At 67.5% G+C, this 18,965-nt stretch carries 17 protein-coding genes and 1 other RNA gene; 12 read left to right on the forward strand and 6 right to left on the reverse strand.

Annotated features, from left to right (window positions below; translation table 11 throughout):
• Positions 1-25: 25 nt before the first annotated feature.
• Both QUE68_RS10885 and QUE68_RS10890 read right to left on the reverse strand, forming a co-directional pair.
• On the reverse strand, positions 26-463 hold the full coding sequence (locus QUE68_RS10885) for an arsenate reductase/protein-tyrosine-phosphatase family protein (RefSeq protein ID WP_286275800.1): 438 nt from the start codon (positions 461-463) through the stop codon (positions 26-28).
• Between the two features lie 70 nt (positions 464-533).
• The gene (locus QUE68_RS10890) at positions 534-1,181 is read right to left on the reverse strand and encodes an HAD-IA family hydrolase (RefSeq protein WP_284226000.1); all 648 of its coding nucleotides are present in this window, start codon (positions 1,179-1,181) and stop codon (positions 534-536) included.
• 56 nt (positions 1,182-1,237) lie between these two features.
• Here QUE68_RS10890 and QUE68_RS10895 point away from each other — a divergent pair, with 56 nt between their 5' ends.
• From QUE68_RS10895 to QUE68_RS10905, 3 genes are read left to right on the forward strand one after another with little or no spacing between them, the layout of a single operon-like run.
• Positions 1,238-2,371 carry a Nif3-like dinuclear metal center hexameric protein gene (locus QUE68_RS10895; RefSeq protein ID WP_284226002.1) on the forward strand — a complete coding sequence of 378 codons (1,134 nt, stop codon included), beginning with the start codon at positions 1,238-1,240 and terminating at the stop codon, positions 2,369-2,371.
• Complete coding sequence (locus QUE68_RS10900; RefSeq protein ID WP_284226003.1) at positions 2,368-3,105, forward strand: zinc ribbon domain-containing protein; 738 nt, start codon at positions 2,368-2,370, stop codon at positions 3,103-3,105. Before QUE68_RS10895 ends, QUE68_RS10900 begins: the two co-directional genes overlap by 4 nt.
• Positions 3,102-4,211: a bifunctional RNase H/acid phosphatase gene (locus QUE68_RS10905; RefSeq protein WP_284226004.1), complete on the forward strand. Its 1,110-nt coding sequence runs from the start codon at positions 3,102-3,104 to the stop codon at positions 4,209-4,211. The genes QUE68_RS10900 and QUE68_RS10905 overlap by 4 nt, the downstream gene beginning before the upstream one ends.
• Here the strand turns inward: QUE68_RS10905 and QUE68_RS10910 are convergent.
• The gene (locus QUE68_RS10910) at positions 4,186-4,797 is read right to left on the reverse strand and encodes a TetR/AcrR family transcriptional regulator (protein ID WP_284226006.1); all 612 of its coding nucleotides are present in this window, start codon (positions 4,795-4,797) and stop codon (positions 4,186-4,188) included. The genes QUE68_RS10905 and QUE68_RS10910 overlap by 26 nt on opposite strands.
• Before the next feature lie 141 nt (positions 4,798-4,938).
• On the opposite strand from QUE68_RS10910, the gene QUE68_RS10915 reads away from it, so the two are divergent.
• Positions 4,939-5,385 carry an MmpS family transport accessory protein gene (locus QUE68_RS10915; RefSeq protein ID WP_454786246.1) on the forward strand — a complete coding sequence of 149 codons (447 nt, stop codon included), beginning with the start codon at positions 4,939-4,941 and terminating at the stop codon, positions 5,383-5,385.
• A complete protein-coding gene (locus QUE68_RS10920; RefSeq protein ID WP_284226007.1) occupies positions 5,382-8,282 on the forward strand; it encodes an MMPL/RND family transporter in 2,901 nt (966 codons plus the stop codon). Before QUE68_RS10915 ends, QUE68_RS10920 begins: the two co-directional genes overlap by 4 nt.
• On the opposite strand, the gene QUE68_RS10925 is transcribed toward QUE68_RS10920, so the two are convergent.
• Positions 8,271-8,843: a helix-turn-helix domain-containing protein gene (locus QUE68_RS10925; protein ID WP_284226008.1), complete on the reverse strand. Its 573-nt coding sequence runs from the start codon at positions 8,841-8,843 to the stop codon at positions 8,271-8,273. The two genes, QUE68_RS10920 and QUE68_RS10925, sit on opposite strands and share 12 nt — an antisense overlap.
• Before the next feature lie 89 nt (positions 8,844-8,932).
• Between QUE68_RS10925 and QUE68_RS10930 the strand changes: the two genes are divergently transcribed.
• Together QUE68_RS10930 and rnpB are read left to right on the forward strand one after the other, a co-directional pair.
• Positions 8,933-9,586, forward strand: coding sequence for a class I SAM-dependent methyltransferase (locus QUE68_RS10930; protein ID WP_284226009.1), 654 nt, complete (start codon positions 8,933-8,935; stop codon positions 9,584-9,586).
• A gap of 104 nt (positions 9,587-9,690) precedes the next feature.
• An RNA gene (rnpB, locus tag QUE68_RS10935) (RNase P RNA component class A) lies at positions 9,691-10,089 on the forward strand.
• 14 nt (positions 10,090-10,103) lie between these two features.
• Here rnpB and QUE68_RS10940 read toward each other — a convergent pair.
• Positions 10,104-11,618, reverse strand: a complete 1,515-nt coding sequence (locus QUE68_RS10940) for a CYTH and CHAD domain-containing protein (RefSeq protein WP_284226010.1) — start codon at positions 11,616-11,618, stop codon at positions 10,104-10,106.
• Positions 11,619-11,735: 117 nt separating this feature from the next.
• Between QUE68_RS10940 and QUE68_RS10945 the strand changes: the two genes are divergently transcribed.
• Positions 11,736-12,515 (forward strand): enoyl-CoA hydratase/isomerase family protein, encoded by a 780-nt coding sequence (locus QUE68_RS10945; protein WP_284226011.1) that lies wholly within the window; start codon positions 11,736-11,738, stop codon positions 12,513-12,515.
• A 7-nt stretch (positions 12,516-12,522) separates the two neighbouring features.
• Here QUE68_RS10945 and panB read toward each other — a convergent pair whose 3' ends face one another.
• Complete coding sequence (panB, locus tag QUE68_RS10950; RefSeq protein WP_284226012.1) at positions 12,523-13,368, reverse strand: 3-methyl-2-oxobutanoate hydroxymethyltransferase; 846 nt, start codon at positions 13,366-13,368, stop codon at positions 12,523-12,525.
• 156 nt (positions 13,369-13,524) lie between these two features.
• On the opposite strand from panB, the gene QUE68_RS10955 reads away from it, so the two are divergent.
• The 4 genes from QUE68_RS10955 to QUE68_RS10970 all read left to right on the forward strand — a co-directional run bounded on the left by QUE68_RS10955 (position 13,525) and on the right by QUE68_RS10970 (position 18,964).
• Positions 13,525-14,916, forward strand: coding sequence for a WS/DGAT/MGAT family O-acyltransferase (locus QUE68_RS10955; protein WP_284226013.1), 1,392 nt, complete (start codon positions 13,525-13,527; stop codon positions 14,914-14,916).
• A 56-nt stretch (positions 14,917-14,972) separates the two neighbouring features.
• Entirely contained in the window at positions 14,973-16,481 is a 1,509-nt protein-coding gene (locus QUE68_RS10960; RefSeq protein ID WP_284226014.1) for an alpha/beta hydrolase, read from the forward strand.
• A gap of 88 nt (positions 16,482-16,569) precedes the next feature.
• Complete coding sequence (locus QUE68_RS10965) at positions 16,570-18,099, forward strand: alpha/beta hydrolase (RefSeq protein WP_284226015.1); 1,530 nt, start codon at positions 16,570-16,572, stop codon at positions 18,097-18,099.
• Positions 18,100-18,172: 73 nt separating this feature from the next.
• On the forward strand, positions 18,173-18,964 hold the full coding sequence (locus tag QUE68_RS10970) for a class I SAM-dependent methyltransferase (protein ID WP_284226016.1): 792 nt from the start codon (positions 18,173-18,175) through the stop codon (positions 18,962-18,964).
• Position 18,965: the final 1 nt, after the last annotated feature.

An 18,965-nucleotide genomic window follows, 5' to 3' on the forward strand; every position in this document is an offset into this window, starting at 1 on the left:
AGACGCCCCGGGGATCCGGTACCCATCAGCTCGCCATCCCACGTTCGGCGAGCTGTTCGTCGACCCACCGGTGCAAGCCGGGAAGTGACGCCTCGATGACGGTGAACGTCTCCTCGTAGTCCTGCAGTGATCCGTAGTACGGGTCGTCGACGTCCAGCGCATGGGCGGCCGATCGCGGATCGAAGGAACGCATCATCCTGATCCGTGCGGGCGGCACCCCGAGGTCGCGAAGGATGCGGACGTGGTTGCGGCCCATCGCGACGACCATGTCGGCCGCCAGGTGATCGTCGTCGACCTGAGCGGCGCGGTGCCAGGTCGGATATCCCCGCTCGCGCAGGACGTGGGCCGTGCTGTCGTGGGCCGGGTCGCCGACGTGCCAGCTGCCGGTACCCGCACTGCTCACCCGGACGGCGTCGGCCAGACCGCGCTCGGCGTTCTGGTGGGCGAACATCTTCTCCGCCATCGGAGATCGGCAGATGTTCCCGGAGCACACGAAGGTCACGTGCAGCTGTCGCTGCGTTCCTCCCCGATGCTCAGACACCGAGCGCCTCCCGCAGATCGTCGATCGTCGCCACGTGCAGGTGGGCGGTCACCGCGCCGGGGCCGTCGAAGTCCGAAGCGCCGTAGCCCCATTCGACGACCACGGTGTCGATTCCATGTAACGCGGCGCCCTCGACGTCATGGGAGCGGTCACCGACCATGAGTACCTCGTCCGGCAGCGGACCCAGTTGAGCCAACGCGTGTGCGACCACGTCGGCCTTGGCGGAGCGGGTCCCGTCGGCGCTGGCCCCGGCGATCACCTCGAAGTGGCCATCGATGCCGAAGTGCTCGATGATCCGCCGGGCCGTCGTTTCGTTCTTCGACGTGGCGACCGCCAGCCGAACTCCCTCGGCGCGAAGGTCGGTCAGCAATTCGGGGATGCCGTCGAAGAGGCTGTTGATGGCCCAGCCCCTGGTGGTGTAGTCGGCGCGGTAGGCGGTGAAGGCCTCGTCCGCCCGGCCGCCGAGACCCATGGCCGTGAGCGTGTGGTGCATCGGCGGTCCGACGACCAGGCCGGCGAGGTCGCCGTCGGGCACCTCGGCGCCGACTTCACCGAGCGCATGCCGGAAGCTCGAGACGATACCGGCGGCGGAATCGGTGAGCGTGCCGTCGAGGTCGAAGATGACTAGCTGGGGGCTCACCGGTCCATTGTCTACTGTCGTGGGATGGGCAGTCGCGGAGCGGGTAGGGTACCGCAGTGAGCGCGCGATTGTCCGACGTCATCGAGGTGCTGGAGTCTGCGTACCCCCCCGCCCTGGCCGCCGAATGGGACTCCGTCGGTCTGGTCTGTGGAGATCCAGCCGAGTCCGTCGAGACCGTGACCGTCGCGGTCGACGCGACCTCGGACGTGATCGCACGGGTTCCGGACCGCGGCCTGCTCCTCGCCCACCACCCATTGCTGCTTCGAGGCGTCGACACGGTGGCGGCGAACACGGCGAAGGGTGCTCTTCTGCACCGGCTGATCCGCCGGGGCAGCGCCCTGTTCACGGCCCACACCAACGCCGACTCGGCATCCCCGGGCGTATCGGACGCGCTCGCCGAGACGCTCGGTCTCGTCGTCGAGGACGTCCTCTCCCCGGTGGCGGACGGCGCCCGGTTGGACAAGTGGGTGGTCTTCGTTCCCACCGGCGACGCAGCGGCGGTCCGCGAGGCGATGTTCGACGCCGGTGCGGGCACGATCGGTGACTACGCGCGGTGCAGTTGGAGCGTGCCGGGGTCGGGGCAGTTCCTGCCGCAGGACGGCGCCTCACCCGCCATCGGCCGGGTCGGCGAGGTCGAGCACGTGGCCGAGGACCGGATCGAGGTCATCGCGCCCGCCCGACTACGCGGCGCGGTGCTGGCCGCGATGCGGGGTGCCCACCCGTACGAGGAGCCGGCGTTCGACGTGCTGGCACTCGCCCCGCTGCCGTCCGACGTGGGCATCGGTCGCATCTGCCGACTGCCGAGCCCGGAACGTCTGTCCGCCTTCGTGTCTCGCGTGTCCGAAAGGCTCCCCGCAACCTCGTGGGGCGTGCGCGCGGCAGGTGATCCCAACGCCATGGTGACGCGGGTCGCGGTGTGCGGGGGAGCGGGTGATTCACTCCTCGACACCGTGTCGGCCGCCGGCGTGGACGTCTACCTGACGGCCGACCTCCGGCATCATCCAGCCGACGAGCACCTGCGCGCTTCATCCGTCGCGCTCGTCGACGTCGCGCACTGGGCCAGCGAGTACCCCTGGTGCCATCAAGCGGCCGAACTACTGCGAACGAATTTCGACGATGAGCTCGAGGTTCGCGTCAGCCCGGTCCGAACGGATCCATGGAACATAGAGAGAGATGTCACGAGTTCATGAAAGCCGCTGAAATGCAACAACGTTCGGTTCTCGAACTGGCCACCCTCGATGCCGCTCTGAGCCGGCTGGATTATCGCGCCAAACACCTCGACGAGCAGCAGCGGCTCGACGTCGTCCAAGCCTCGCACCGCGAGGCCACCGACGCCCTGGCGGCGTTGACGATGGCAATCGAAGACCTCGGGGGCCAGGTGGAGAAGTTCGAGAGCGAGATCGACTCCGTCCGCAAGCGCGAGGATCGTGACCGTGCGCTGCTCGACGGTGGCACGGTCGACGTCAAGCACGTCGGCGAGATCCAGCACGAGTTGGAGACGCTGCAACGGCGCCAGGGCAGCCTCGAGGACTCGTTGCTCGAAGTCATGGAGCACCGAGAGTCACTGCAGAACGATCGGGCGGTTCAGTCGAACCGGATCGAGGACCTGCACGCCGAGGTCGCCGAGGCCATGGCGGCGCGGGATCAGGCGCTGGTGCTCATCGACCAGTCGCGACACGAGGCGGCGTCGCGCCGCGACGAGTTGCATGGTTCGCTGGACGCCGCCCTGGTCGCCCTCTACGAGCGCCAGCGGGCCGGCGGCGGGGTGGGGGCAGGCCGGCTGCAGGGCGGACGGTGCGGCGCCTGCCGCATCGAGATCGACCGCGGCGAGCTGGCCCGTATCGCGGCGGCGCCTGAGGATGAGGTGTTGCGCTGCCCCGAGTGCTCGGCAATCCTGGTGCGCGTCAGGGACTTCAGCGAGTGAAGGTCCTCGTCGAGGCCGACGGTGGATCGCGCGGCAATCCGGGACCGGCCGGTTATGGCGCCGTCGTCTGGTCCGCCGACCGCGGACGCGTACTGGCAGAGAGCAAGGCGTCGATCGGGCGCGCCACCAACAACGTCGCGGAGTACCTCGGCCTGATCGCCGGCCTGCAGGAGGCGGCCGAGATCGGCGCCACCGACGTTCTCGCGCAACTGGATTCGAAGCTCGTCGTGGAGCAGATGTCGGGCCGTTGGCGCGTCAAGCATCCCGATCTGATTCCCCTGCGGCAGCGTGCGCTCGAGGTGGCTTCGGGGTTCGACGCCATCACCTACCGATGGATTCCGCGCGCCGAGAACGCACACGCCGACGGGCTGGCCAACGAGGCGATGGACGCCGCGGCCGAGGCGTCGGCTGGTGGCGGGATCGCCGACGCGTCGCCGGAAGCCACTGCTGCGCAGGCGATTTCACCAGCGGGCTGGACCGGCGCGCGGGGGGCTCCGACGCGGTTCCTGCTGCTGCGCCACGGCCAGACCGAGTTGTCGGTGGAGCGCCGATACTCGGGGCAGGGCGACCCGGCGCTGACCGAACTCGGGCGACGCCAGGCCGCCGCTGCCGCTGCCCACCTCGGTCCACGCGGTGGGGTCGCCGCCGTGGTGTCGTCACCCCTGCAGCGGGCGCACGACACCGCGACGGCAGCGGCCGAGGCGCTCGGGCTCGACGTCACCGTGGACGACGACCTGATCGAGACGGACTTCGGCGACTGGGAGGGCCTGACGTTCGGCGAAGCGGCGCAACAAGATCCAGGCCTGCACGGTCAATGGCTCAGCGACACCAGCGTGCCGCCGCCCGGCGGCGGGGAGAGCTTCGACGCGGTGGCCCACCGGGTGCGACGGGCGCGCACCAGATTGATCGCCGAACACGGCGCGGCCACGGTCCTGGTGGTATCGCATGTCACGCCGATCAAGTCGATTCTGAGGCTTGCGCTCGATGCGGGGCCAGGCATCCTGTATCGCCTGCACCTCGACCTGGCCTCGCTGTCGATCGCCGAATTCTACCCCGACGGCGGCTCGTCGGTCCGGCTCGTCAATTCGACGGCATACCTCGAGTGAGGCTCGGCATCAGTACTTCATCCACCAGTGCGCGCACGGTCTCGGCGGTCGGGAGGCGTTCGGAGACGACGGAGCGGAAGACGAGATATCCGGGCAAGAGATCCCAGATCTCGGGGTTTATCACCGCTGAGTCGATCTCCCCGCGGGCCACGGCGTCGCCGAGCACCTCTTGGATCAGCATGTTCCGGTGATAGATGAACTTGTCCTGCATGGCGGCGCTGAGCGCTTCGCTGCGGGACATCTCGTTCAGCACTGCGCGCATGGTGCCGGAGTGTTCTCGGGTGTGCTCACACACCGAGGTGCCGATGGCCAGCAGGTCACCGCGTAGCGATCCAGTGCGCGGAGGGATCGCCGACGCGCGGGTTCCTTCGACGAACGCCGCAAGCACTAGGTCGGCCTTGGATGGCCAGCGACGGTACATAGTGGCCTTGCTGGCCTTGGCCTCGGTGGCCACGGCCTCCACCGTCAGTCGGTCGTATCCGTGTTGCTGAAGCAGGTTCAAGGTCACCGCCAGCAGCTCGGCTTCGCGCGCGCTCCAGGAACAGTCGGACGTCGCGGCGGACGATTCCGTTGAGTCTGAGACCACATCAACATCCTTTGCGCAATGGTTTTCGACGAGTTGCAGTGACCCGTACCGTACCGTACCGTTCCATTTCGGTCGCCCTCAGCCGCAATGAGGACGGCACCGATCTGGATGCCGCGTCGCCGGCTGTCGAAAGGCCTACGGGTGAAGAAGAATTCGATCGGCAGCGTCGTACGGGGGCAGTGGGCCGTGATCATCGCGGTGATCGTCGTCGCGTTGGTCGCCTTCAGCGTCGTTCGCCTGCACGGCATCTTCGGCTCCGACAACGAAGTGACCAGACCCAGTGCCGACTCGTTGGAGAACACCGGTTACAACCCCAAGCGCGTGCTCTTCGAGGTCTTCGGGAGCCCGGGCTCGGTAGCCACCATCAACTTCCTCGATGAGAACGCTCAGCCCCAGCGGGTCGACGATGCGCCCCTGCCGTGGTCGCACACCCTGGTCACCGACGATCCAACACTCTTCGCGGACCTCCGCGCCCAGGGCGACTCTGCGCCCATCACCTGCCGGATCACCGTCAACGGCATCGTCAAGGACGAAAGGTCCGCCAACAACGTGAACGGATACATCGCCTGCCTGGACAAGTCCGCATGAGCGAGCATCGGGAAGAGGGTCCGGTCGAAGGCTCCCGGCCCGCGCGTCTCATTCGGGTCCTCGCGCTGCCGATCATGCTGCTATGGCTGGCCATCGCCGCGCTAACCAACATCGTCTCTCCGCAGCTCGAGGTGGTCGGCGCCGAACGCTCGGTGGCGATGAACGCGAGCGATTCGCCGTCCATCATGGCGATGCGGCACATCGGGCAGAAGTTCGAGGAATTCGACTCCGACAGCGCGGCGATGGTCGTGCTGGAAGGCGATCAGCCGCTAGGCCAGGATGCCCACGACTTCTACGACGTCCTGGTCAAGAAGCTCGACGCGGACACTCAGCACGTCGAGCACGTCCAGGACTTCTGGGGAGACCCGCTCACCGCGGGCGGTGCGCAGAGCAAGGACGGCAAGGCCGCGCTCGTCCAGGTGTATCTACGAGGCAACCAGGGCGAGGCGCTGTCAAACGAGTCCGTCGACAGCATCCGCAAGATCGTGGCGGACACCCCGGCGCCACCGGGGGTCAAGGCCTACGTCACCGGCGCTGCGCCCCTGATCACCGACAACTTCGAGGTGGGCAACGAAGGCACCCACCAGGTCACCGCCATCACCTTCGCGGTCATCGGGGTGATGTTGCTCATCGTGTACCGCTCCATCGTCACCACCCTGATCATGCTTCTCGTCGTGGTCGTCGAGCTGGCCGCTGCCCGTGGCGTCGTCGCGCTGCTGGCACACGAAGGCGTCATCGGGCTCTCGACGTACGCCACCAACCTGCTCACGTTGTTGGCGATCGCCGCGGGCACCGACTACGCCATCTTCATCGTCGGCCGGTATCAGGAAGCCCGTAACCGCGGCCTGGAACGCGAGGCGGCGTACTTCGACATGTTCCGGGGGACGGTGCACGTCATCGTCGGCTCCGGCCTGACCATCGTCGGCGCGGTGGCGTGCCTCTACTTCACCCGGCTGCCGTACTTCCAGACCCTCGGCGTACCGGCCGCGCTCGGCGTACTGGTGACACTCATCGCGGCGCTGACCCTCGGGCCCGCCGTCCTGGTCATCGCGAGCCACTTCGGGCTGATGGATCCGAGGCGCAAGGTGCGCGCGCCCGGATGGCGCCGGATGGGCACGGTCATCGTTCGGTGGCCCGGTCCCGTTCTCATCGCGACGCTGGCCATCGCCGCCATCGGTGTGCTCGCGTTGCCGGGCGCCAAGATCAGCTACGACGGCCGCCCCTACCTTCCCGACACGGCCCCCGCCAACGTCGGGTATGCGGCCGCCGAACGACACTTCTCCGAGGCCCGGCTCAACCCCGAGCTGTTGATGATCGAGTCCGACCACGACATGCGCAATCCGTCGGACATGCTGATCCTCGAGCGGGTGGCCAAGGCCGTGCTGCACACCCCGGGCATCGCACTGGTGCAGTCCATCACCCGGCCACTCGGCACGCCGCTCACGCACAGCTCCATACCGTTTCAGATCAGCGCCCAGAGCGCCGGGCAGATCATGAACCTCAGCTACCAGCAGGCCAGGGCGCAGGACATCCTCAAACAGGTGGACCAGGCCAGCAGGTCCATCGGCATCCTCGAACAGCAGCTGGAGTTGCAGAAGCAGAGCGCCGCCGCGACCGATGAGCAGGTCCAGGCGTTTCACGACACTGTCGCCACCATCAACGAAGTGCGCGACAACCTCGCGAACTTCGACGATTTCTTCCGTCCGCTGCGCAACTACTTCTACTGGGAGCCGCACTGCTTCGACATCCCGTCGTGTGCGGCGCTGCGATCGGTGTTCGACTCACTCGACGGAATCTCCACGCTCAGCGACCAATTTGGCAAGATCACCGCGAGCCTGGACAAGCTCAATGCCCTGCAGCCGCAACTCGTGGCCCTGATTCCGCCCCAGATCGACGTACAGGAGGCCAATCGCGATCTCCTGCAGTCGAACTACGCCACCACCGGGGGCACCAACACCCAGAGCCAGGAGGCGTTGGAGAACGCGACCGCTCTCGGCAAGGCCTTCGACGACGCGAAGAACGACGACTCGTTCTATCTGCCACCGGAGGCGTTCGACAACCCGGACTTCAAGCGCGGACTGAAGTTGTTCATGTCACCCGACGGCAAGGCCGCACGGATGACGATCACGCACGAGGGCACACCCGCCACGCCCGAGGGCATCTCGCACATCGACGCGCTGCGGAACTCCGCCTTCGATGCGATCAAGGCGACACCGTTGTCGGACGCCAAGATCTACGTCGCGGGAACGGCATCGACGTACAAGGACATCCAGGAGGGGTCGCTGTACGACCTCATGATCGTGGCGATCGCGGCGATCGCCCTGATCCTGCTCATCATGATCTTCATCACCCGCAGCATGGTCGCCGCCCTCGTGATCGTCGGCACGGTCGTGCTGTCGCTGGGGGCGTCACTGGGGCTCGCAGTCCTGGTGTGGCAGTACATCTTCGGCATCGAGCTGTACTGGATCGTGCCTGCGTTGGCGATCATCCTGCTGCTGGCGGTGGGGGCGGACTACAACCTGCTGCTGATATCCAGGTTCAAGGAGGAGATCGGAGCCGGTCTCAACACGGGGATCATCCGGGCGATGGCCGGCACCGGCGGGGTCGTCACCGCCGCCGGTCTGGTGTTCGCGGGCACCATGGCGTCGTTCGTCTTCAGCGACCTGATCGTCCTCGGCCAGATCGGCACCACGATCGCCCTGGGCCTGCTGTTCGACACGCTGATCGTGCGGTCGTTCATGACGCCGTCCATCGCGGCCATGCTCGGCCGCTGGTTCTGGTGGCCGCTCAACGTGCGCCAGCGTCCCGCGAGCCAGATGCTGCAGCCGTACGGCTCTCGGATCTCGGTGCGGAAACTGCTCGGCCCCGAGCGCAAGGACGCCGACTCAGGAGTGTAAGTGCAGCCGTTCACCGTGCGGGCCGAGGAGGGCCACGGCTTCCACCGCTTCCTCGACTGCCCCGAACCAATGCGGCGTCCACGTCGAGAACTCGACGGCCTCACCGGGTTTGATGGTGAAGTCGCGATCGCCGAGGAGTAGGCGCATGCGGCCGGCGAGCACGTAGATCCAGTCCTGACCGTCGTGAACGGGGAGTTCATCGGGCGGGGTGCGGCGACGCGCGCTCACCCGGATCTTGAAGGCGTGCAGACCACCGGCGGGCCCGTTGTTGGTCAACGGCCAGAACGTCACCCCGTGTCGGGTCTGGGCCGCACCCTTCACCCGCGGGTCCTCGGCGTCGGGTGCACGCAGCAGATCGTCAGTGCTCACCGAGAGCGCGACGGCGAGCCTCGGCAGGTGATCCAGCGCTAGTCGGCGCTTGCCCGACTCGAGTCGGCTCAGCGTCGAGACGTCGATGTCGGCGCGGGTGGCGACATCCTCGAGGGTCAGCCCGCGCTGCGTGCGCAGCTCCCGCAACCGTCTTCTGACCCGGAGGTCGACGTCATCTGCCTTTGCCTGCATGGCAAAGGATATTGGCAGATCGATCCGCGGTCGGCAAGAGTGGTCCTCAGGAGCCCGGCCGCCACGGCCGCGACGGAAGGAGCACGTCCATGGGAACGCATGACCACGAGGTGGCCGATCCGAGTCAGTCGGCCAAGGACTACTGGGAAGCGCACTACGCTGAGCGAGAACGTATTTGGAGTGGTCGGGTGAACGCCCACTTCGCCACCGTCGTCGCCGACCTGCCCCCGGGTCGCGCACTGGACCTGGGCTGCGGGGAGGGCGGCGACGCCGTCTGGCTGGCCGAGCGCGGTTGGCACGTGACCGCTGTCGACATCTCCGACACGGCGATGGGACGCGCGGGCGAGGAAGCCCGCACGCGAGGGGTGTCGGAGCGCATCGAGTTCCAGCGGCACGATCTGTCGGACAGCTTCCCCGAGGGGACCTACGACCTCGTCTCCGCACAGTTCCTGCACTCCACCGTGCGCCTCGAGCGGCCCCAGGTCCTGCGTCATGCCGCCGACGCCGTCGCGCGGGGCGGTTACCTCGTCATCGTCGACCATGGCGGGATGCCGCCGTGGGCGACGAAGGTGCCGCACGACCATCCGTTCCCCCCTGCCGAGGAGGTGCTCGCAGACCTCGATCTCCCGGCGGGAGAATGGGACCGCGTGCGGGTCGAAGCCATCGACCGGACGGCCACCGGACCCGACGGCGAGGTGGCCACGCTGCAGGACAACGTCATGGTTCTGCGGCGAAGGAGCTGACGCGTCGCCGACTGTGTGGGCTTTGGATGCAGATGTCGGAAGCGTTCGCCAAAGACCCACACACTCGCCGCGCCCGCGCAGCAGAGTACGGTGATCAGCGCGGACGAGTTGGCCGGGCGGCCGCGGCGGTCGGGTTCACCCGAACGTCGAGGAAAGTCCGGACTTCACAGAGCAGGGTGATTGCCAACGGCAATCCGAGGTGACTCGCGGGACAGTGCCACAGAGAACAGACCGCCACCGATTCGGTGGTAAGGGTGAAACGGTGCGGTAAGAGCGCACCAGCATTCCGGGTGACCGGAGTGGCTAGGCAAACCCCACCCGAAGCAAGGCCAAGAAGGTCGCAACCTGGTTGCGGCTGCGCAGACGTTCGAGGGCTGCTCGCCCGAGTCTGCGGGTAGGCCGCTCGAGGCACCCGGTGACGGTGTGTCCAGATGGATGGTCGCCGCCGCGCCACCAGTCATGGTGGTGCGGAACAGAATCCGGCTTACAGGCCAACTCGTCCGCCCTCGCCGGATCGCTACTCGGCGGCGCGCGCCGCCTTCTTCAGTTCTTTGAGCGCCTTCGCGAGTTGTTCCTCCGCACGCTGGGCGACCTCCGCCTCGAGCTGGTGAAGCACGCCGTAGGTGAACGTGTCCTCACCGGCACCGTGGGCCGTCACCGCTTCCTCGGACAACCGCGCCCGGCTGACGACGCTGTCCTGATGGTCGCCAAGCAGTGTCTGGATCACCTTGGCCTTGTCGGTGACGGCGGTCTCGCCGAGGGCGGCCGCCGTGTAGCGAAGCTGCTTGGCTCGCTTGCGGATCTTGTGCAAGGCCTCGTCGGCTTCCACGGCGGAGACGTCGGGGTCCGCTGCTGCGGCGTCGGCCTTCCTGGATGCCTTGCGGAGCCCCTTGTAGGCCGCGCCGACGGTCAACGGTTCGGGCTCGGTACCCGGCTCCAGCGGCGGTGGTTCCGCGGCGATCAACGCCTCCAACCCGTCGAGCAGGCGGAAGTAGCGCTCCGACCTCATCGCCACCAGCGTGCGCTTCCAGCCGGCGCGGTACCGCCGCTTGGCACCCTCGACGAGACGCTCGCGCACCGGCCCCCTGAGCAGTTCGTCGGGCAGTTGGTCGAGGGCGTTCTCGTACTTCTCGGCGAGCACCTCGGCGTCGCGGGCCACCCCGAGAATTCCGGCCAGCTGCTTGAGTTCGACCAGGATCGGTGAGTCGTCGGCGATCCCGAACGACGCCTCGGAGGCGCGGAGCAGGCTTCGGATCTTCCGCGTCACCACCCGCATCTGGTGTATGGAATCCCAGGCGTCGGTGCGCACCGCCCGGTCCCAGACCAACAGTTCCTCGACCTGGTCGGCGATGGCGCTGTGCACCGGGTCGTTGGCGCGCGGTGTCGCCTTCTGCGGCGTCCCCAGTACCTTGGCCAGTTTCGAGCCGTGGCCCGCGGGTTCGGCGCCGGCGTCGAACAGTCGATTGGCGAGCCGGTCGAGCAGTGCGGAATCGTTGTCGTTCCCAGCGCTCTCGACCACTTCGAGCTCCCATTCCCGCCATTCCTGCGGCGGTTGGTCACCCTGCGTCGTGGCGTGCACCGTGTCATCGCAGAACTCGGCCAGTGCCGCACCATCGTGTCCGTACAGGACGTCGACGATGCGGACGGTCGAGATCCGTGCCACCGGGCGCAGCGGTCGGTCCCGCACGATGGCGAGGACGACGTCGCGCAACTCGTCGGGCACCACGTCGTCGGCCGACCCCGGGTCGCCGAGCGGCACGCGGACCTCGGTGCGTGCGTCGGCCCCGCCCGGCAGCTTCAGGTGCCAGCCGGCGTCGGGTCCACCGGTGCGGCGGCGCAACGTGACTCGGCGGGCGGCGAGGTCTTCGTCGGGGGTGTCGAAGTACACGGCGTCGAGTCGTTGCGCCGGCGAGCGCTCCACCTTGGCGACCGCGGAGAGGCCGTCGAACGATGGGGACACGGTTCCGTCGACGACCGCGAACTTGCGCTCTACCTCCGTGTGACGCGACGGCTTGCGCTTGTCGGCTGGCATCTTCACCTTCAGTTGGGAGGGCTTGGTCTTGCAAATCATGAACAGGGTGCCACATCGAGATGAACGCACGACGACGCGCGACCAGAGCGGGTCACACGGGTGCGATAACGTCTGGCCATGCCCGACTTCGAAACGCTGACGTTCGCCGTGTCCGGACCCATCACCAGCATCGTTCTCGATCGGCCCACCGCCGCGAATGGGATGAACGACACGTTGACGCGCGAACTCGCCGCGGCAGCCGCGCTGTGCGACACGCCGTCGACGAAGGTGGTCACCCTGACGGGCGCAGGCAAGTTCTTTAGTGCGGGAGGCGATCTCAAGGCGATGGCGGCGGCGGCGGACCCGGGAGCATTCGTCAAGGGCATCGCCGACGATCTGCACCGGGCGCTGTCCACGTTCGCCAGGATGGACGCAATCCTGATCACGGCTGTCAACGGAGTGGCAGCCGGTGCCGGCTTCCCCCTGGGGGTATCCGGCGACCTCGTCCTCGCGGCCGAGTCGGCGTCGTTCACGATGGCGTACACGAAGGTGGGGTTGAGCCCCGACGGCGGCTCGTCCTACCTGCTGCCCCGTCTGATCGGTCTGCGCAAGACCCAGGAACTGATGATCACCAACCGCGTGCTGTCCGCCGACGAGGCGGCGCAATGGGGTCTGGTCACCGCCGTCGTCCCGGATGCCGAACTGACCGCCAAGCTCGACGAGCTGGCCACCCGAGTCGCTTCTGGCGCAAGTCATTCGCACGCCGCGGTGAAGAAGTTGTTGCTCACCACCTATGGCTCGGGGTTCGAGGAGCAGATGGAGCACGAGGCCAGGCTGATCAAGGCAAGCGCCGCCTCACCCGACGGCCGAGAGGGCATTGCGGCCTTCGTGGGCAAGCGCAAGCCCGAGTTCCCCTGAGGTCCCGCTAGAAGGAGTGTTCCTCGGCGGGGAACACTCCCATGGCCACCTCGGCCGCGTACTGCGTTGCTGCACGACGCAATTCAGCCCCGACATCACCGAAGCGCTTGACGAACTTCGCCGTCCGGCCAGCGGTCATGCCCGCCATGTCCTGCCACACCAGCACCTGCGCATCGCAGTTGGGTCCGGCACCGATACCGACCGTCGGAATGGTCAGCTTGCCGGTGATCTGCGTGGCCAGCTCCGCGGGCACCATCTCGAGCACCACCGCGATCGCGCCCGCCTCGGCGACGGCGATGGCATCGTGAATGGTCTGCTCCGCGGCGTCGCCCCGGCCCTGCACGCGGAAGCCCCCGAGGCCGTTGACGCTCTGCGGGGTGAAGCCGATGTGAGCCACCACGGGGATGCCGGCGCGCGTCAACGTCGCGATCTGGTCGGCCACCCGCTCGCCGCCCTCGATCTTCACCGCGGCCGCGCCGGTCTCCTTCATGAATCGGGTGGCCGTGGCGAGCGCCTGGGCGGCGCCGCCCTCGTAGCTACCGAACGGAAGATCGGCGACCACCAGCGCGTGCGGCGCGCCGCGCACCACGCCCCGCACAAGGGGGATCAACTCGTCGGCCGTGACCGGCACGGTCGTGTCGTAGCCGTAGACCACGTTGGCGGCGGAATCACCCACCAGCAACACGGGGATCTCGGCGTCGTCGAACACGCGGGCGGTGGAGTAGTCGTAGGCCGTCAGCATCGACCACTTGTGGCCTTCGGCCTTCCACTGCTGCAGGTGGTGGGTGCGGACTTTCCCGCGTGGCTTGGCGGGTGAATCGGTGACAGCACCGTAAACCGTTTGCTCAGACATCATTGTCCCCAATCTCGTCGATTCGCTCCTCGAGGCCCATCCGGGTCCCCGGGTCGTCTGACATCAGGAAGTCTGCCACTCCGTTCACCTCAGGTGAACATTTGGTGAAGTGCCGTTCCTCACATCTCGGGTAATTGCCGGGCCTACGATCGGCGGATGCAACGGCTCAGCGGACTCGACGCCAGCTTCCTCTACCTCGAGAGCCCTGCGCAGCCGCTGCACGTGTGTTCGATCCTCGAGATCGACACCGCCACCATCCCCGGCGGCTACACCTTCGCCCGGCTGCGGGATGCCCTCGGTCTGAGGATCAGGGCGATGCCGGAGTTCCGGGAGAAGCTCGGCGACAACCGCTTCAACATCGATCACCCGGTGTGGGTGGAGGACCGCGACTTCGACGTCGACCGGCACCTGCACCGCATCGGACTGCCGGGACCCGGCGGCCGTGTCGAGCTCGCCGAGATTTGCGGGCACATCGCTTCACTGACCCTCGACCGCAGCAGACCGCTGTGGGAGATGTGGATCATCGAGAACGTCGACGGCACCGACGCGCACGACGGCGGCAAGCTCGCCGTGCTGACCAAGGTGCACCACGCGGGCGTGGACGGGGTCACCGGCGCCAACCTGATGTCGCAGCTGTGCACCACCGAGCCCGACGCGCCGCCCCCCGACCCGGTCGACGGCGTGGGTGGCGGATCGGACTTCGAGATCGCGGTGGGCGGCGCCATCAAGTACGCCACCCGTCCGCTGAAGCTGATGAACGTGCTGCCGTCGACGTTGTCGACGGTGGTGGACACCGTCCGGCGCGCCCGCAGCGGGCTGACCATGGCGGCCCCGTTCGCGGCCCCGACGACACGCTTCAACGACACGGTCACCGGACACCGCAACGTCGCCTTCGCGCAACTGGACCTCGAGGACGTCAAGGCCGTCAAGAACCACTTCGGCGTCAAGGTCAACGACGTCGTCATGGCTCTGGTGGCGGGCGTGCTGAGGCGGTATCTGATGGACCGCGACGAACTGCCCGACAGCACGCTGGTGGCGATGGTGCCGGTTTCGGTCCACGACAAGTCGGACCGGCCGGGCCGCAACCAGGTGTCGGGCATGTTCGCCAGCCTGTACACCGACATCGAAGGTGCCGCCGAGCGGTTGAAGTCGATCGCCGAGGCGAATTCCGTTGCCAAACAACACAGTGCGGCGATCGGGGCAACCCTGTTGCAGGACTGGTCGCAGTTCGCCGCACCCGCCGTGTTCGGCGTCGCGATGCGCGTCTACGCGTCCAGCCGGCTGACCAGTGCCCTGCCCGTGCACAACCTCGTCGTGTCCAACGTGCCGGGGCCGCAGATCCCGCTGTACTTCCTGGGGGCCCAGGTCCACGCGATGTACCCGCTCGGACCGATCTTCCACGGCTCCGGGCTGAACATCACCGTGATGTCGTTGCTCGGCACGCTCGACGTGGGCCTCATCTCCTGCCCCGAGCTGGTGCCCGACCTGTGGGACATGGCCGACGACTTCGCCGTGGCAATGGAGGAGTTGCTCGAGGCGACCCGGTAGCGCCGCTGGCAGTGCCCTCAGCTGGGCCGACGGGTCTTCATGGCAGCATGACAGCCATGAACCTCAGACGCGGGGTCCTCGCGGCCGCCTTGGTGGTGCTGCTGGTGGCGGGCTGCAGCAGAGTGGTCGACGGTCGCGGCGTCATCGCGACGCCGAGGCCGGGCTCGCCGGTCGACTGGTCGCAGTGTGATCTGGCGTCGTCGGACATTCGGATCCCTGCGGGTGCGGAATGCGGAATGCTCTCGGTGCCGGTTGATTACGCCAAGCCCGACGGTGACGTCGCGCGGATCGCCATGATCCGGTTCAAGGCCACCGGCGACAAGATCGGTTCCTTGATCGTGAATCCCGGCGGTCCGGGAGAGTCGGGTGTGCAAGCGGCCGCCTCGCTGGTGGGAACCATGCCCGAGTCCGTCCGGCAGCGGTTCGACCTCGTCGGCTTCGATCCCCGCGGCGTGGGGTCGTCCACCCCCGCGGTGTGGTGCAACTCCGATGCCGACAACGACAGGCTGAGGGCCGACCCGCAGGTCGACTACACGCCCGAGGGTGTCGCGCACATCGAATCGGAGACCAAGCAGTTCGTCGACCGCTGTGTCGAGAAGATGGGCGAAGAGTTTCTTGCCAACGTCGGAACGGTAAGCGTGGCAAAGGATCTCGAGGCCATGCGCATTGCGCTCGGTGACCAGAAGCTGACGTATCTCGGCTACTCGTACGGCACCCGCATCGGCTCGGCGTACGCGGAGGCCTACCCGCAGAACGTGCGCGCGATGATCCTCGACGGCGCCGTCGACCCCAACGCCGACCCAGTCGAGGCCGACATCCGTCAGGCGGCCGCCTTCCAGACCGCGTTCAACGACTACGCGGCGGACTGCGCGCAGGGCCCGGACTGTCCCCTCGGTACCGACCCGGCGAAGGCCGTCGACGTCTACAAGAGCCTCGTCGAACCATTGGTGGAGAACCCCGCCAAGACCAAGGACCCGCGCGGCCTGAGCTACAGCGACTCCGTCATCGGCACCATCCTGCCGCTGTACTCGCCCAACCTGTGGCGCCATCTCACGCAGGGCCTGTCCGAACTCAAGCGGGGCTCCGGTGACACCATGCTGGCGTTGGCGGACCTGTACATGGGGCGCGACGAGCAAGGGCACTACAACAATTCGACCGACGTGCGGGTCGCGGTCAACTGCGTCGACGAGCCGCCGATCAAGGATCGCAAGACGATCATCGACGAGGACCGGCGCGCCCGCGAGGTGGCGCCGTTCATGAGCTACGGGCAGTTCACCGGCAACGCGCCGCTGGGCACGTGCGCGTTCTGGCCCGTGCCCGCGACGTCCACGCCGCACCAGCTCGAGGTGGCGGGTCTGCCGCCCGTGCTGGTGGTGTCGACGACGAACGATCCGGCGACGCCGTATCAGGCCGGCGTCGACCTGGCCAAGCAACTCGGTGGGTCCCTGCTGACGTTCGAGGGCACGCAGCACACGGTGGTGTTCCAGGGCGACGCCTGCGTCGACGACATCGCCGCCAAGTACCTGGTCGACGTCGCGGTACCGCCGCCAGGCGCGCGCTGCTGAGGAGTAGGTCACCGTCGGATCACCGTCCGGTTGCCGACACGTCTCTGCTGGTGCCCCGCTTCACCACCGAAGGCCTTTGCGTGCAACGATGTTCGCCATGTGGTTGGTGGGCAGGCTGATCGCGGCACTGCTCGCACCGGTACTGGTGTCGACTTTCACCGGACCCGCCGCGTGGGCGTCACCCGAGGGGCAGCCCACCGTGAACTACGGTCAGCCGCCCGTATGGGGCAGCTGCGCCGACTTCCTCGGGGCGGTTACCCCCATACCCGCCGCGCAGTGCGGAACCATCGGCGTGCCCATCGATTATGCGAATCCCGAAGGGCCGCAAACGTCCCTTGCCGTCATCCGGGTGCCGGCCACCGGTGACCGAATCGGAATCCTCTTGGTCAACCCCGGCGGCCCCGGCGCCTCGGCCGTCGACACCGTCGCGGGGATGGCGATGGGCCTCGCCGACACCGACGTCGGCCGTCGCTTCGATCTGGTCGGGTTCGACCCCCGTGGCGTCGGGCACTCCACCCCGCAGGTGCGCTGCCGCACCGACGCCGAGTTCGACGCCTACCGCCGCGAATCCCTCACCGACTACAGCGCCGAGGGCGTGGCCCGCATCGAGCAGATCTACCAGCAGATGGCGCAGAACTGCATCGACCGCACCGGGCGGGACTTCCTGGCGAACGTCGGCACGGCGTCGACCGCACGCGACATGGACGTCGTCCGCGCCGCGTTGGGGGAGAGCCAGATCAACTACCTCGGCTACTCCTATGGAACGGAGCTCGGCGCCAGGTACGCCGAACTGTTCGGTGACCGCGTGCGGGCCATGGTGCTCGACGGTGCCGTCGACCCCAGCTCGGATCCCATCGCGGAGAACATCCGTCAGCTCGCCGGCTTCCAGACCGCGTTCGACGACTACGCCGCCGACTGCGCCCGGTCGGTCGACTGCCCGCTGGGCCAGGACCCGACGCAGTTCGTCGCGCGATATCACCAGCTGGTGGACCCGCTCGTGCAACGGCCGGCGCCGACGTCGGACCCGAGGGGGCTGAGCTACCAGGACGCCATCACCGGCACGGTGAACGCGCTCTACACCGAGCGCTACTGGAAATTCCTCACCAGTGGTCTGCTCGGGCTGCAACGCGGCACCGACGCCGGTGACCTGTTGTTGCTGGCCGACGACTATCAGGAGCGCGACGCGAACGGGCACTACTCGAACCAGCAGGATGCGTTCACCGCGATCCGGTGCGTCGATTCGCCCTACCCGACCGATCCGTCGGTATGGGCCGAGGCCGACCGCCAGGCCCGCGCGGCTGCACCGTTCATGGCCTACGGCGAGTTCACCGGACTCGCGCCCAGGGACGCCTGCTCCATGTGGCCGGTACCTCCGACCTCGGCACCCCAGGGCGCCACGTCACCGGGGCCGGGCAAAGTCGTCGTCGTCTCGACCACCCACGATCCCGCCACCCCGTATGAGGCGGGTGTCGACCTGGCCCGCGAGATGGACGCCTCGCTGATCACATTCAACGGCACGCAGCACACCGTGGTGTTCAACGGCGATGCCTGCGTCGACTCCGCCGTGGTGGCGTTCCTGGTGGATTCGGTTCCGCCACCGCCCAACCTTCAGTGTTAGCTGGAGCGGCCTGGCAGGTGGCCTTCGGTCCTTCGCTCGACTAGTGTCGGGCGAACCGAACGCATTCGTATGCGTGACCGACGAAGGAAAACTGCACCCGATGGACAACGACACCAGCACCGTCGTCGAGGACGGCCATTACTACCGCGATCAGATCGGCAACTCCAACAAGGTCATCGCGTGGAGTCACCGGTCGCGGTTCGTCAAGGCGATCAGCCTGATCGACGACGACGCCGCCAACCTGCTCGACTACGGCTGCGGGGACGGCACGTTCCTCGCGATGGCGGCCGCAAAGTACGAGAAGGGCCACGGCGCCGACATCGACGCCAACCAGATCGAGGGCTGCAAGGAGCGCTTCGCCGATCTCGACGACGTGAGCTTCTCCGTGATCGGCGAGCTGACCAGCGAGTATGACGGCACCTTCGACGTCGTGACCTGCATGGAGACTCTCGAACACTGCACCGAGGACATCGTCGAGATCGTGCTGGCCGACCTGGCCCGGCTGGCCGCGCCCGGCGGCCGCGTCATCGTCAGCGTGCCGATCGAGATCGGTCCGTCGTTCGTCCTGAAGCAGTCGATCCGCGCCCTGGCCAGGCGCATGGGTAACAGCAGCTATCACATGGTGGAGCGCTACACCGCCGCCGACGCCGCCAAGATGGTGTTTGCTGGCCGCAACACATCGGTTGAGCGGCCGCTCTACAAGGTCGACGGTGCCGAGGGGTACTCGCACTTCGGCTTCAATTGGCGCGCCCTCCGCGAGCGGGTTGCGCACCACCTCGTCGTCGAGGAGACCCAGTTCACGCCCGTCGGACAGCTGCGCGGCTTCGCCAGCAGTCAGGCGTGGTTCCTCTGCCGGCCGCGCTGAG

The sequence above is a fragment of the Mycolicibacterium sp. TUM20985 genome (assembly GCF_030295745.1).
Lineage (GTDB): Bacteria > Actinomycetota > Actinomycetes > Mycobacteriales > Mycobacteriaceae > Mycobacterium.

What these genes read in the sequence shown, in the direction of transcription:
- QUE68_RS10925 (WP_284226008.1), bottom strand. Translation starts at nt 8,843, where the DNA reads ATGCAGGCAAAGGCAGATGACGTCGACCTCCGGGTCAGAAGACGGTTG.
- QUE68_RS10885 (WP_286275800.1), bottom strand. Translation starts at nt 463, where the DNA reads ATGGCGGAGAAGATGTTCGCCCACCAGAACGCCGAGCGCGGTCTGGCC.
- QUE68_RS10955 (WP_284226013.1), top strand. Translation starts at nt 13,525, where the DNA reads ATGCAACGGCTCAGCGGACTCGACGCCAGCTTCCTCTACCTCGAGAGC.
- QUE68_RS10940 (WP_284226010.1), bottom strand. Translation starts at nt 11,618, where the DNA reads ATGCCAGCCGACAAGCGCAAGCCGTCGCGTCACACGGAGGTAGAGCGC.
- QUE68_RS10900 (WP_284226003.1), top strand. Translation starts at nt 2,368, where the DNA reads ATGAAAGCCGCTGAAATGCAACAACGTTCGGTTCTCGAACTGGCCACC.
- QUE68_RS10965 (WP_284226015.1), top strand. Translation starts at nt 16,570, where the DNA reads ATGTTCGCCATGTGGTTGGTGGGCAGGCTGATCGCGGCACTGCTCGCA.
- QUE68_RS10960 (WP_284226014.1), top strand. Translation starts at nt 14,973, where the DNA reads ATGAACCTCAGACGCGGGGTCCTCGCGGCCGCCTTGGTGGTGCTGCTG.
- panB (WP_284226012.1), bottom strand. Translation starts at nt 13,368, where the DNA reads ATGTCTGAGCAAACGGTTTACGGTGCTGTCACCGATTCACCCGCCAAG.
- QUE68_RS10930 (WP_284226009.1), top strand. Translation starts at nt 8,933, where the DNA reads ATGGGAACGCATGACCACGAGGTGGCCGATCCGAGTCAGTCGGCCAAG.
- QUE68_RS10945 (WP_284226011.1), top strand. Translation starts at nt 11,736, where the DNA reads ATGCCCGACTTCGAAACGCTGACGTTCGCCGTGTCCGGACCCATCACC.
- QUE68_RS10920 (WP_284226007.1), top strand. Translation starts at nt 5,382, where the DNA reads ATGAGCGAGCATCGGGAAGAGGGTCCGGTCGAAGGCTCCCGGCCCGCG.